Here is a 13477-nt window from a genome sequence, read left to right on the forward strand (position 1 = left end):
TAAGCTAAAATGCAGCTCTTTAAAAAATAGTGTTGCTGACTTTTTGATCCCGTATCCCATGCCAATTTTTTGAAATTTTGAAAACATGCAACAGACAAAAAACGTCAGAATAGGGGGATATTTTTTTAAAGAGAAATTCGCTAGTTTGGCTTTTTCTGATTTTTTTTAGAATACAATATAGGATGGTTAAAGTATAACATAGCTTTTTGACAATTAAATCTTTTGAAATTGTGGAAAATCCTTAAAAACCAACTGATTTCATGGTCAGAAGCAGGTCTTTTGTGTACAATGAGGGAAGGTGAATGAGATGAGTACATTAAATGAAGCACAAGAAATTTTTAATACAAAAACGACACCGGAAATTGCTGAGTATTTGATTGGGATGTATGTAGAAAATGTGACGCCAAAAGGAACTACTGGTGGCTATATCGTCGACTGTGAAGCATACCTAGGTCCGGAAGATGAAGCTGCCCATAGTTATGGTATGCGCAAAACACCCCGAGTTCGTGCGATGTATGAAAAAGCGGGCTCGATTTATTTGTATACCATGCATACCCATTTAATTTTGAATATGGTCACTCAAAAGTCCGGTATTCCTCAAGGGGTCATGATCAGAGGGATTGAACCGGCTGCGGGCATTTCATTAATGCAAGCAAATCGTGGTGGCAAATACGGCCCAGAAATTAGTAATGGTCCAGGAAAATTAGTGGCTGCTTTAGGGATTAGCAAAGATTTATATGGCGATTCGATTTTTTCGAGTCCGTTGCATCTTGTGCCGAGTAAAAAGCGAGAACCCAAAGAAATTTTACGCTTGCCACGTATCGGCATTCCCAATAAAGGAAAGTGGACGCAGATGCCGTTGCGTTATGCACTTGCCGGCAATCCTTATATTTCACAACAAAAGAAAGCTAAAATTACAGAAGATTGGGGCTGGAAATAGAAATGAAAACCAATATTTTAACTTATTTAGATGAAGCACTAACCAAAAAAATTCCCGATTATGATGTTGCACTAGATTGGGATAAGAAAAATCATACCATTGAGATTGTCCTGCGACTTTTTGCTGAAAATAAGGCAAAACTAACAATTGATGATGCAGCTGGAGTGGAATCAGAAGAAGAAATTATTGAATTTGAGGATGGTATTTTATTATTTAATCCAAAAAAATCAAAATTTGAGGAAACAGACTATTTAGCTGTCTTGCCCTATGAAGGAAAAAAGGGAATGCCAAAAGCGATGTTAGATGGTTTAGTAGATTATTTACAATTAGTTTTAGACGAGGGGCAAAGTGATTTGCTGGATTTTTTGGCGGATGAAACAGCAGAAGTTTTTGCACTAACTTTTGATCATGACGTCTTATTTTCTATCATGAACAGCTATAAAAAAGATGGGGATAGTTATATTTCCTATCCTGCTTATTAATATAGTTAAAAACAGACAAGAATAACTGATTTTAGTGGCTGTTTGTAACAGCTATTGCGAAAACTTTTATAAAGGAGCACAAAAATGAAATGGAATGAAATTAAAGTGGAAACAGCTAGTGAAGCGGTGGAAGCTGTAGCAAATATTTTAATGGAGGCTGGCGCTAGCGGAGTTGCGATTGAAGATAGTTTGGATGCAGAATATTTTCAATCTGACGCTTTTGGTGAATTGTTAGACAAAGAAAACTTTACTAAGTTAGATAAAGGAGCAGCAACAGTTCAAGCTTATTTTCCCGAAACGACATTTTTACCAGAAATATTGCCTTTTATCAAAGACCAGATTAATAAATTACCGGAATTTGGTTTAGCTATTGGGGCAAATATTGTTACGACGAGTGAAGTTTCTGAGCAAGATTGGGCAACAGCTTGGAAAAAATATTATCATCCAGTGCGGGTCACACGTTTTCTAACTATTGTGCCCCAGTGGGAAGAATATACAGCTTTAATGCCGGAAGAAAAAATTATAACATTAGATCCAGGCATGGCTTTTGGGACAGGGACACACCCAACGACTAATTTAACTTTGCAAGCATTGGAAATGACGTTGCGCGGTGGGGAAACGCTGCTGGATGTGGGGACAGGTTCTGGTGTATTGAGTATAGCCAGCAAGTTTTTGGGCGCAAATGACGTTCATGCTTTTGATTTAGATGAAGTAGCTGTACGCGCGGCTCAAGAAAATATGGACTTAAACCCAGTTGCAAAAGATGTTCAAGTAAGTGCCAATGATTTATTAAATGGCGTAGAAATTCAAGCTGATGTTATCGTTGCCAATATTTTAGCCGATATTATCATCAAAATGATTCCAGATGCCAACCGTTTATTAAAATCCGATGGAACATTGATTGTCTCTGGCATTATTGAAGATAAAAAAGATGAAGTGCTGGAAGTCTTATTCACTTATGGCTTTTATGTAGCGCAGATTTTGCAGCAAAAAGATTGGTTTGCGATTATTTTGAAAAAAGAGGAAGTTTAAGATGCAACGTTACTTTATTTCCGCGCCATATCAAAGCGGTGAAATCCGGTTAGCAGGGGAAGCTTTTCATCATATGATTCGTGTCATGCGGATGAAGCCAGCAGAAGAAGTATATCTGGTTTATGAAGATCAGATTGCTATTATTGCCCAAATCACCGCCGTCGAAGAAAATGCGGTCGTTTTAAGGGAAGTCGCTAAAGAAATGCAAAATAAAGAATTACCTCTTTTGGTTACAATTGCCAGTGGTTATCCAAAAGGCGATAAGTTGGAATGGATTGTCCAAAAAGGAACTGAACTGGGTGCCTATGAATTTATTGGCTTTCCTGCTCAAAGTTCGGTTGTAAAATGGGATGAAAAAAAATTAGCAAAGAAAAAACAACGTTTAACAAAAATTGCCCAAGAAGCTGCTGAGCAATCACAACGGCAATTAACGCCAAATGTCGAACTTTTAGCTAATGAAGGGCAATTGTGGGACAAATTAGCAGAATACGACGGAATTGTCGTAGCTTATGAAGAGTCTGCTAAAGAAGGGGAAAAGGCCCAATTGGTTCAAATTTTGCAAGAATTGCCAGCTGGCAGCCGCTTACTTGCAATTTTTGGCCCAGAAGGTGGGATTACACCTAGTGAAATAGAAAAAATGCGTGCAGCTGGTGGTAAATTATGCAGTCTAGGTCCACGGATTTTACGAACAGAAACAGCCCCCTTATACTTACTAAGTGCGATTAGTTATCAGTGGGAATTATTGTAAAGAGGTGAGCTTATGAAAGTTAGTGAGATTATCAGTTTACGTTTGGTTGATCCGACGATGACAGACTGGGATTTTAAAGATCAACTTTTGTCATTACAGAACAAGCCTTTAAAAGAAATTGTTGTCTTGCCTAATCATTTGGAGCGGGCAAAACAGCTTCTAGCGAAGACATCCATTGAAATTGGTACGGTAATTGACTATCCTTTAGGCAATGGTACGATTGCAAAAAAAGCTTTTGAGGTTGGCAAAGCATTTCAAAGTGGCGCTGATTTTTTGGAAATTACTGTTTCACCTACGATGCTCATTCAACAAAGTGCAAAAGCAAAAGAGCTAAACAAAACATTACAATCTTTAGCAATGGCGTGGGGTGAAATACGCCTCCGGGTAGACAGCCGCAACTTAAAAGAATTGCAAAAAATCGAAATTGCCCAACAAATTAAAGAGTTGGGCTGGCACCATTTAATCTTAGGTGAAGGGGATTCTTTTGATAATGCCAAGCACGATGCGACAATTTTTGATTATGACGCGGGTAAAACTGTCAAACTACAAATCAATTTGACCAGTGTAACAAGCGAACAGCTTCAAGAGTTAATTTTAAGTGGCGCTGATAGTTTTGGTGTTTTAACTTTAGCCAATTTGGATTTAACGGCAGAATTAAGGGAGTTTTAAGCAAGTTTTAAGCAATTGAAATCTCGCTAGTTTCTAGTGTATAATAAGCCTAATTATTCGCAAAGTACCGCTTTATTGTCGGTACTTTTCTTCATAAAATGAAAAATAATTTAAGCTGAAATTTAGCGAGTTTAAATTAAAGTTTGCTTGTTTTTTTTTAGCGGTTTTTGAGGATATTAAGGCGAAATTTTGAATAATTCGACGTAGTAAATCAAGACTTCGCCTTAGTAGCTAAAAATGATTTTTTACAAAGTTTTTCAAAAGAAAAGAGGTATGCTTGTGGCAAAAGATGAAATCGTAACAGGCCCCGGTGTGATTCGTTTAGTTAGTCAATATATGAGCCCAGAACATGTGGCCTTTGTGCAAAAAGCATTGGATTATGCCACGGAAGCTCACAAGGAACAATTTCGTAAATCTGGCGAACCTTACATTATTCACCCCATTCAAGTTGCGGGGATTTTAGCTGAATTGCATATGGACCCACATACCGTTGCAACAGGATTTTTGCATGATGTGGTAGAAGATACACCCATAACTTTAGCCGATTTGACACGGGATTTTGGTAGTGATGTGGCGATGTTAGTAGATGGCGTCACAAAACTGGGGAAAATTAAATACAAATCCCATGAAGAACAACTAGCTGAAAATCACCGTAAAATGTTGATTGCCATGGCACAAGACTTGCGAGTTATTATGGTCAAATTGGCAGATCGCTTGCACAATATGCGAACATTAAAACATCTGCGAGAAGACAAGCAGCGCCGAATCGCCAAAGAAACATTGGAGATTTATGCGCCGTTAGCACATCGTTTGGGGATTAGTCGAATTAAATGGGAACTAGAAGATACGGCTTTGCGGTATTTGAACCCACAGCAATATTACCGTATCGTTCATTTAATGCAGTCAAAACGAGATGAACGGGAAGCTTACGTGGCTGAAACAGTGGAAGAAATTCGGGTGGCCACAGAAGAGTTAGACATTTACGCGGAAATTTATGGTCGTCCCAAACACATTTACTCCATCTATCGCAAAATGGTAGATCAAAAGAAAAAATTTGAAGAAATTTATGACTTGTTGGCAATTCGCGTAATCGTAGATACGATTAAAGACTGTTATGCTGTTTTAGGGACCATTCATACAAAATGGAAGCCGATGCCAGGTCGGTTTAAAGATTATATTGCGATGCCAAAAGCCAATATGTATCAGTCGTTACACACGACTGTTATTGGTCCTAAAGGCAATCCTGTTGAAATTCAAATTAGAACCCATGAAATGCATGAAATTGCAGAGTTTGGGGTGGCAGCACACTGGGCCTATAAAGAAGGTAAGACAGACAAAGTAAAACCAGATAAAATGACGAACCAAATTAGTTGGTTTAGAGAAATTTTGGAACTACAAGATGAAAGCTATGACGCTTCAGAATTCATGGAAGGCGTTAAAGGGGACATTTTTAGCGATAAAGTTTACGTCTTTACACCAAAAGGGGATGTAACGGAATTACCCCAAGGATCTGGACCACTAGACTTTGCCTACAGCATTCATACAGATGTTGGCAATAAGACCACTGGTGCAAAGGTCAATGGCAAGATGGTGCAGTTGGATTATAAACTGAAAAACGGCGATATCGTTGAGATTCTAACTTCACCGAATTCTTTTGGACCGAGTCGTGACTGGTTGAAATTTGTTGCCACAAGTAAAGCCAAAAATAAAATTAAACGCTTCTTTAAAGCACAAGATCGAGAAGAAAATGTGCAAAAAGGCCATGATGCAGTGTATAAGACATTGCAAGAAATGGAATTTTTACCAAAAGATTATATGAACAAAAACAAAATGGCAGATCTTTTGGAACGTTTTAATTATCAATCAGAAGATGATTTGTATGCTGCTGTTGGTTATGGTGAAGTTAGTCCGACAACTGTCGCAAATCGCTTAACAGAAGAAGAACGCCGTCAGAAAAAAGAAGAAAAAGAAAAGCAAAAAGTGCAAGAAATGATGAATCAGCCGGCGACTAAAAAAGAAGACCGTATGAAAGTTCGTCATGATGGCGGTATCGTGATTGAAGGCGCAGATAATTTACTCATTCGAATCAGTCGTTGTTGTAATCCAGTGCCAGGCGATGATATCGTCGGCTATATCACCAAAGGTCGGGGAATTTCGATTCATCGCCGGGATTGTCCCAATGTCAACACTCCAACGGCTGAAAAACGGCTTATTGAAGTAGAGTGGGAAGATACTTCCAATAATTCTAAAGAATACGATGCCGATCTAGAAATTTATGGTTACGATCGTTCGGGTCTTTTAAATGATGTCTTGCAAACAGTTAACGCTATGACCAAACGCCTGCAAAGTGTAGAAGCCAAATCAAATAAAGATAAAATGGCAACGATTCGCATTACCGTGGGTATTCAGAACTTAACACATTTGAAACAGATTGTTGATAAAATCAAACAAATTCCTGAAGTTTACAGTGTCAGACGAACAAAGGGGTAGAAAATGAGAGCAGTTATACAGCGGGTAAAATCAGCCAGCGTGGCAATTGATGAAAAAATCGTTGGAGAAATTAATCAAGGGTTTATGATTTTACTTGGCATTCATGAAGAAGATACAAAAGAAGATGTGGACTATTTAGTGCGTAAAATTGCCATGATGCGTGTTTTTGAAGATGAAGCAGGTAAGCTGAATTTAAGCATTGATGCTATTTCTGGTAGTATTTTGAGCATTTCACAATTTACGTTATATGCTGATACAAAAAAAGGAAATCGTCCGAGTTTTGTCAAAGCGGCGCGGCCAGAGCAGGCCATTCCGCTGTATGAGGCATTTAACGATGGTTTGCGTCAAAAGGGACTTGAAGTAGAAACGGGTGAATTTGGCGCCGATATGCAAGTTTCTTTAATCAATGATGGACCGGTAACCATCATTATGGATACGCGGGACAAATAAATAAAAGACCAGCCCAAAAAATCTTTTAGATTTTTGGGCTGGTCTTTTTGATTATCAAGTAAAAGGAAAATTAAAATGAGCTTAGTGATAGCGGGCATAATAGCTTCTTAAAATATCCAAAGGGTCAACGTCTGCTTTTTGTAAGATTACAGGTGAAAATTTTTTGTCTGGAAAAGTGACAGCTGGGCTGCCTTTTTTTATCTGTGTGTCTACAATGACGCCATAAGCGATAAAATAAATTTTTTCTCTGTCGTCTCCTAAGGGAAGTTTTAGCGTCAATTGCTTTTTTTGACAGAATTCATTGCGCTGCAGCAGGTAATGATAGAAATGTTGGCAAAGTTCTAACTGCTCTTTTATCAACTGAGCGTGTTCAAAATTTTGCTGCTTGGCGCTGTAAGCAATGCGGGCGTTTAATAAATTGAACAAGTTTGTCTTTTTACCGGCAAAAAATTGTTGGCAATTTTTTAGACGCTCTGAGAGTGGTGTTTGTTCCACTGTGGGCAATTGTTGAAGAATCATTTTTTTGGTTACATTATTCACATTTGGCAGCAGATAGGTTTCCGTTAATAGTGCTAAAATTTGAGGCAGTTTTTTATATTGACGAAAAGGGCCCAAGCTGGTTTTAGTGGGAATATCAGTTAAGATAGGCCCCGTTTTAGTAAAGTCAACGTAACAATAATTTTGATAATAGTTCATAATGCGATTGTAATGAGGATGAATTTCTTGGATTAGGCGACATTCCAATAATAGTGCATCTAATTCTGTATCAACTGGACGAATTTCTAAATCAGCAATATTGAAAATCATACGTTGGACTTTTTTGGTATGTTGCTGATTTTTTTGAAAATAAGAGCGAACGCGTCGCTTTAAATTTTTCGCTTTACCGACATAAATAATAGCGCCATGGGTATCTTTCATTAAGTATATTCCGGGTGTTGCTGGTAAATTTTTTAGTTTATCTTGTAAAGTCATTATTTCGTCTCTTTTTCTTATTTTTAGTGGGTTTAGTATAACGTAAAAATGAAATTTAGCCAAAAACATAAGAAGAGTAATTCTTCAACATTCAAGGTACAATAACAATGAGGTGAAAAAGATGGAAACTATTGTGATGGATCGTTTTACTTGTAGCGGCCATGATTTTGTCGTTGGTCGCATTAAAGCCGGCGTTTGTTATATTGGTACGGCAGCGGTGGCAAAAAAAGAGTTGACGAAGTTTTTTAAAGGCTGGCCGATAACAGAAGATATTGGGAGCAGTCAGGACGTAAAAGAACAATTAACAGCATATTTTAATGGTCAATTAGAAGAATTTAATTTTCCTTTGGCTTTTGTGGGAACCAATTTTCAAAAGCAAGTGTGGCAAAAATTAGTAACGGTCCCTTATGGTAAGACCATTGCCTACAGTGAATTAGCGCAACAAGTCGGTAATGAAAAAGGCGTGCGGGCAGTAGCCAATGCCGTCGGTCGTAATCCGATTATGATTGTTGTACCTTGTCACCGCATTATTGGAAAGAACGGGCGCTTAACGGGCTATCGTGGCGGAATAGAGATGAAAGTTGCGCTATTGCGGCAAGAAGGAATATCTGAATTTGCATATTAAAATTTTTTTAAGGAAATGAAAAGACAAGAAACCAACGTTGTATTATAATTAATTTATTATCATGTAAACACTTTAATTTTAATATAGACGATGGGAGGAGAACAAATGGCAACTGTTGGCACTTATTCACATCAGGCTATTAACCCTGATAATCATTTATTCTCAAGCTTTAAAACAATGGTGGAGTCTGTTTTTTATGGAAACAATGTTACGCTGGTAAAAGATTTAGCCACCGCTTATGACTTAGCAAAAAATGTTCCTGGCGCAGTCATCACGGATATGCCAGTCATTCACACTAAAGAGTTAGGATTACCACAAGATGCAAAGGTGATTGTTTTTAATGACGGCAAAATCACTGGGCGTACCGCTGCTGCAAGACGTGTGATTGGGCAACCTGGAATTGATCGCACTTTTTATGAAGGCGTTTTGCGTCAAGCCTTGTATGACGGGCAACATCACAACTTTTACCGCGGTGAAGTTTCAGTTGGCTTAGATCCGGAGTTTATGGTCAAGGGACATTTGTTATTGCCTGAAGGCTATGAAACCAACTTTTATTCTTATCTACTAAATTTTCAAATTTTAACCAATGAATTTCAAGAGTTGTACGCAACTTCAATTGAGTATCCGGAAAATGATATTTATTTGTACGCAGATCCTACATGGACACATCCGGATTTCCCACATGGATTAGCGTTATTTGATCCAGAACATAACGTCGCTGCTGTTTTGGGTTTGAATTATTTCGGAGAACTAAAAAAAGCTACGTTAACGCTGGCTTGGGCAACAGCACACCGCAATGGTTTTGTCGCATGTCACGGTGGTATGAAACAATATCATAAAGATGACAGCAAGTTTACAATGGCTGCTTTTGGTCTTTCTGGTTCAGGTAAATCAACAATCACTCTAGCCAAACACGGGGATAAATATCAGGTGGATGTCTTACATGATGATGCTTTTGTCATCAACAAAGAACACGGGTCGACAACGGCATTAGAGCCGGCTTATTTCGACAAAACGCAAGACTATCCACTGGAAGATGAGGCAGTAAAATATTTTCTGACTTGCCAAAATGTAGGGGTAACATTAGACGATGAAGAAAAGAAAGTAATTGTTACACAAGATATTCGCAATGGTAACGGCCGTACGGTTAAGTCGCGTTATGTCACACCAAATCGCGTCGATCATTTAAAAGAAGCAGTCGATGCAATTTTTTGGATTATGAAAGACGATAGTTTACCACCGATTGTTAAAATCGATGATCCAACATTAGCGGCAGTTTTTGGCTTAACGCTTGCAACAAAGCGGACGACAGCAGAAAATGTCGTTGGCAATGTTGATTTGGACAAATTGGTAATTGAACCTTTTGCCAATCCGTTCCGCTGCTATCCATTAGGTCAAGATTATGCTGATTTTCGAGAAATTTTTGCAAACGAAAAGACAGACACTGCTTGTTATATTTTAAATACCGGATTTTATAAAGGCAAAAAAGTTAAACCTCAAGATACATTAGGGGCGATTGAAAAAATTGTAGAGGCAACTGCCGATTTTATACCATTTGGTCCTTTGGAAAATATGAGCTATTTGCCAATTGAAGGCTTTGAGGTGGACTTTACAGATCCAACCTATCTCACACAATTGAAAGTGCGGATGCAAGGACGCCTTGATTTTATCTTGGCGCAAACTAAAGAAAATGAAGGTTATAATGCTTTACCAGAGGAAGTTGCAAAAGTTATGGAGAAATTAATGGAGCAAATAGTCTAAGTAAAAATGAAAATCCGCTAAAGATCGTTTTCTTTGCGGATTTTTTTTGCGGTTGCATTATCAAGAGGTTACAGATTTTTACCGATAAAAATTCATTTTACCAATGTCAGTGTAAAGGAACTTTTTTGGATAAATTTGCAAATTGGCTTTTGGTAAAGAGTACCAGTAGAGAGATTACTAAGATTTAGTCAAAGGATTAAATTAGGCTTACCGTCTTTTACTCGTCAATAGATAGCTATTTTTACAATCATTATAAGGGAAATGGAGTGAAAAAAATGCTTTATGAAAAAAAGAATCGCCGTGAAGCGGAATATTTAGAACCAATCTTTGGAACTAGAGATGAAGATGAAATGTTACCTTCTTATAAACTAGGAGAACAATCAGTGGAACCGCGGGTGGCCTACCAAATGATTAAAGATGATTTGTTAGATGAAGGGAAATCACGCTTAAATTTAGCCACTTTTTGCCAAACCTATATGGAGCCAGAAGCGGTCAAATTAATGAGTGAGACGCTAGATCGTAATGCCATTGACAAGTCCGAATATCCTCGGACTGCCGAAATTGAAAATCGCTGTGTCAATATAATTGCAGATTTATGGCATGGACAAGAAGATTTTATCGGGACTTCTACGATCGGTTCTTCCGAGGCGTGTATGTTAGCGGGGATGGCGATGAAGTTTTCATGGCGTAAACGGGCTGCAAAACTAGGCGTGGCGCTTGAAAAAAGAAAACCCAATTTAATTATTTCGTCAGGTTATCAAGTTTGTTGGGAGAAATTTTGTGTCTATTGGGACATTGAGCTTCGGGAAATACCATTGACAGCTGATTGTCTTTCTTTAGATATTGAAAAAGCAATGGCTGAAATTGATGAATATACCATTGGCGTCGTGGGAATTTTAGGCATCACCTACACAGGTCAATACGATGATATAGAAAAACTCGATGCAAAATTAACAGAATATAACAAACAGACAGAACACAAGGTTTATATCCACGTAGATGCAGCTTCAGGGGGATTGTATGCACCTTTTGTAGAACCAGATTTAAAATGGGACTTTCAATTAGAAAATGTTATCTCAATTAATGCATCAGGTCATAAGTATGGATTAGTTTATCCTGGTGTTGGTTGGGTGGTATGGAAGAATAAGTCATTTTTACCAGAAGAATTAATTTTTAAGGTGAGCTACTTAGGTGGTGAGTTGCCAACAATGGCAATCAATTTTTCCCATAGCGCTGCACAGTTGATTGGACAATACTATAATTTTGTACGCTTTGGCTTTAACGGCTATCAAAGTATTCACAAGCGCACCCATGATGTTGCCATGTATCTAGCAGAAAAATTAAAAGAGTCGCATCAATTTGAATTGATTAATGACGGTAAGCAATTACCGCTTGTGTGTTATCAGTTACATCCCGACGAAAAACGGCAGTGGACACTTTATGATTTGTCTGATCGCCTATTAATGAAAGGCTGGCAAGTTCCTACCTATCCTTTGCCGAAGTCTTTAGATAATCAAGTAATTCAGCGGATTGTAGTTCGGAGTGATTTTGGGATGAATATGGCGCATGATTTTATTGAAGATTTAAAGGCGGCCATCACAGAGTTAGAGCAGAGTCATTTGGTTTTTCACGAAAAAACTGAACGGAAAAATTATGGCTTTACTCATTAAAGATGCGCAAATTTATTTGAAAAGCATAAAAGTATTTTTTACCAAAAAAGTAATGCGAGTTAAAAAAGAATCTGTTATACTAAGGAAAAGCGTTTTCAGAAAGGGTGCTTATTTTGGCAAAGAAATTACCATTGGCATTAAGTTCAGATATTCGTGGAATTGCAGTAGCAACAACAAATTTTATAGCAAATTTGACACCAGTAGAAATGGAAGAAATTGCAGCAGGGCTGATTCAATTTTTGCAAAATAAAGGCTTAGCGCAAAAATATAAGAGCGGAAAATTACGGGTAGGAATTGGACGAGATAGCCGGATTAGTGGTCCAGAATTGAAAAAAGCTTTTGTTGCCGCTTTACAAAAGCAAGGTGTAAATGTGATTGATTTTGATCTTGCAACGACCCCAGCAATGTTTATGAGTACGCAATTTGCACAATTTAACTGTGATGCGGGCATTATGCTGACTGCAAGTCACTTACCTTATTATTATAATGGTGTAAAAATCTTTACCAAAGCCGGCGGTGTAGAAGAAGAGGATATTCGCTACATCATGGCCCATCCTGAAATTCATGAAAATAATTTTGAAGGAACCTATCAAACTGCGGACTTGATTTCTATATATAGTGCTGATTTGGTTGCAAAAATAAAAGCTGCAACCAAAGACTTTGGTGAAAAACCATTAACAGGCTGGCATATTGTTGTAGATGCCGGCAATGGGGCGGGTGGCTTTTTTGCAGAAAAAGTCTTGCAAGTTCTAGGTGCCGATACAAGTGGTTCGCAATTTTTAAACCCTGATGGGAATTTTCCCAACCATATCCCAAACCCGGATAATAAGGAAGCAATGGCTAGCATCAAAGCTGCTGTTTTAACACAAAAAGCTGATTTAGGAGTAATTTTTGATACGGATGTAGATCGAGCGGCTTTAGTAGGGTCAAATGGCGCTGTCTTAAATCGGAATAATCTAATTGCGGTATTAAGTAAAATTATTTTGACCCAACATCCTGGAGCGACAATTGTGACGAATTCTCCGACGAGTGACCACCTAAAAGATTTCATCGTTTTACAAGGAGGGCAACAGGTTCGCTACATTTCGGGATATAAAAATGTGATTAATAAAATGATTGCTTTAAATGCAGAGGGGATTGATACACAGTTAGCTATTGAAACGAGTGGACATGCCGCCTTTAAAGAAAACTACAATTTAGATGACGGTGCGTATGTTGTTGCTAAAATTTTGATGATGTTACCTCAATTAAAAGCACAAGGTCAAACAATCACCGATTTGATTGACCAGTTAAACCAACCAGCGGAAACTTTAGAAATTCGGCTAAAAATTAATGAAAGCAATTTTAAAGTTTATGGTCAAGAAGTGATTGACGCGTTAAGAGCAGCCGATTTTGTCGGATTTAAAGAAGATGAGGAAAACGAAGAAGGGGTGCGCTTGACCCTGAGTGAACCTTATGGTGCAGGCTGGCTTTTATTACGACTAAGTTTGCATGAACCATTGTTGGTTTTACAAGTAGAAAACGATGAAGTGGGCATGATTGAAAAAGTTTTGCCGGTTTTACGCGAGTTTTTTGCTACATTTACTGAATTGGACTTGGCACCTTTTGACAAAAAATAACTTCTGTCTGGATAACGCT

At 38.0% G+C, this 13477-nt stretch carries 12 protein-coding genes; 11 read left to right on the plus strand and 1 reads right to left on the minus strand.

Annotation, left to right across the window (positions count from 1 at the left end):
* Positions 1–307: 307 nt before the first annotated feature.
* The 7 genes from AC6R0T_RS02030 to dtd all read left to right on the plus strand — a co-directional run bounded on the left by AC6R0T_RS02030 (position 308) and on the right by dtd (position 6811).
* Positions 308–940, plus strand: coding sequence for a DNA-3-methyladenine glycosylase (locus AC6R0T_RS02030; protein WP_282461679.1), 633 nt, complete (start codon positions 308–310; stop codon positions 938–940).
* Positions 941–942: 2 nt separating this feature from the next.
* Complete coding sequence (locus tag AC6R0T_RS02035) at positions 943–1422, plus strand: DUF3013 family protein (protein ID WP_303753766.1); 480 nt, start codon at positions 943–945, stop codon at positions 1420–1422.
* Positions 1423–1506: 84 nt separating this feature from the next.
* Positions 1507–2454: a 50S ribosomal protein L11 methyltransferase gene (gene prmA / locus AC6R0T_RS02040; protein WP_206902215.1), complete on the plus strand. Its 948-nt coding sequence runs from the start codon at positions 1507–1509 to the stop codon at positions 2452–2454.
* Position 2455: 1 nt separating this feature from the next.
* Positions 2456–3202 (plus strand): 16S rRNA (uracil(1498)-N(3))-methyltransferase, encoded by a 747-nt coding sequence (locus AC6R0T_RS02045; protein ID WP_303753767.1) that lies wholly within the window; start codon positions 2456–2458, stop codon positions 3200–3202.
* A gap of 12 nt (positions 3203–3214) precedes the next feature.
* The gene (locus AC6R0T_RS02050; RefSeq protein ID WP_230710340.1) at positions 3215–3871 is read left to right on the plus strand and encodes a beta/alpha barrel domain-containing protein; all 657 of its coding nucleotides are present in this window, start codon (positions 3215–3217) and stop codon (positions 3869–3871) included.
* A gap of 279 nt (positions 3872–4150) precedes the next feature.
* Positions 4151–6361, plus strand: coding sequence for a RelA/SpoT family protein (locus AC6R0T_RS02055; RefSeq protein WP_206902218.1), 2211 nt, complete (start codon positions 4151–4153; stop codon positions 6359–6361).
* A 3-nt stretch (positions 6362–6364) separates the two neighbouring features.
* Positions 6365–6811, plus strand: a complete 447-nt coding sequence (gene dtd / locus AC6R0T_RS02060) for a D-aminoacyl-tRNA deacylase (protein ID WP_206902219.1) — start codon at positions 6365–6367, stop codon at positions 6809–6811.
* 81 nt (positions 6812–6892) lie between these two features.
* Here dtd and AC6R0T_RS02065 read toward each other — a convergent pair whose 3' ends face one another.
* Positions 6893–7783 carry a GIY-YIG nuclease family protein gene (locus tag AC6R0T_RS02065; RefSeq protein ID WP_303753768.1) on the minus strand — a complete coding sequence of 297 codons (891 nt, stop codon included), beginning with the start codon at positions 7781–7783 and terminating at the stop codon, positions 6893–6895.
* A gap of 121 nt (positions 7784–7904) precedes the next feature.
* Between AC6R0T_RS02065 and AC6R0T_RS02070 the strand changes: the two genes are divergently transcribed.
* The 4 genes from AC6R0T_RS02070 (at position 7905) to AC6R0T_RS02085 (ending at position 13458) form a co-directional block, all read left to right on the plus strand.
* On the plus strand, positions 7905–8408 hold the full coding sequence (locus AC6R0T_RS02070; RefSeq protein ID WP_303753769.1) for a methylated-DNA--[protein]-cysteine S-methyltransferase: 504 nt from the start codon (positions 7905–7907) through the stop codon (positions 8406–8408).
* Positions 8409–8513: 105 nt separating this feature from the next.
* The gene (locus tag AC6R0T_RS02075) at positions 8514–10169 is read left to right on the plus strand and encodes a phosphoenolpyruvate carboxykinase (ATP) (protein WP_206902222.1); all 1656 of its coding nucleotides are present in this window, start codon (positions 8514–8516) and stop codon (positions 10167–10169) included.
* Positions 10170–10444: 275 nt separating this feature from the next.
* Positions 10445–11839 (plus strand): glutamate decarboxylase, encoded by a 1395-nt coding sequence (gene gad, locus AC6R0T_RS02080; RefSeq protein ID WP_303753770.1) that lies wholly within the window; start codon positions 10445–10447, stop codon positions 11837–11839.
* 113 nt (positions 11840–11952) lie between these two features.
* Positions 11953–13458: a phosphohexomutase domain-containing protein gene (locus AC6R0T_RS02085; protein ID WP_303753771.1), complete on the plus strand. Its 1506-nt coding sequence runs from the start codon at positions 11953–11955 to the stop codon at positions 13456–13458.
* The last annotated feature ends 19 nt before the right edge of the window (positions 13459–13477 follow it).

The organism is Enterococcus sp. S86.2 (assembly GCF_059834485.2).

Coding starts and splice junctions, on each gene's coding strand:
- AC6R0T_RS02030 (WP_282461679.1), top strand. CDS start 308: ATGAGTACATTAAATGAAGCACAAGAAATTTTTAATACAAAAACGACA.
- AC6R0T_RS02035 (WP_303753766.1), top strand. CDS start 943: ATGAAAACCAATATTTTAACTTATTTAGATGAAGCACTAACCAAAAAA.
- prmA (WP_206902215.1), top strand. CDS start 1,507: ATGAAATGGAATGAAATTAAAGTGGAAACAGCTAGTGAAGCGGTGGAA.
- AC6R0T_RS02045 (WP_303753767.1), top strand. CDS start 2,456: ATGCAACGTTACTTTATTTCCGCGCCATATCAAAGCGGTGAAATCCGG.
- AC6R0T_RS02050 (WP_230710340.1), top strand. CDS start 3,215: ATGAAAGTTAGTGAGATTATCAGTTTACGTTTGGTTGATCCGACGATG.
- dtd (WP_206902219.1), top strand. CDS start 6,365: ATGAGAGCAGTTATACAGCGGGTAAAATCAGCCAGCGTGGCAATTGAT.
- AC6R0T_RS02065 (WP_303753768.1), bottom strand. CDS start 7,783: ATGACTTTACAAGATAAACTAAAAAATTTACCAGCAACACCCGGAATA.
- AC6R0T_RS02070 (WP_303753769.1), top strand. CDS start 7,905: ATGGAAACTATTGTGATGGATCGTTTTACTTGTAGCGGCCATGATTTT.
- AC6R0T_RS02075 (WP_206902222.1), top strand. CDS start 8,514: ATGGCAACTGTTGGCACTTATTCACATCAGGCTATTAACCCTGATAAT.
- gad (WP_303753770.1), top strand. CDS start 10,445: ATGCTTTATGAAAAAAAGAATCGCCGTGAAGCGGAATATTTAGAACCA.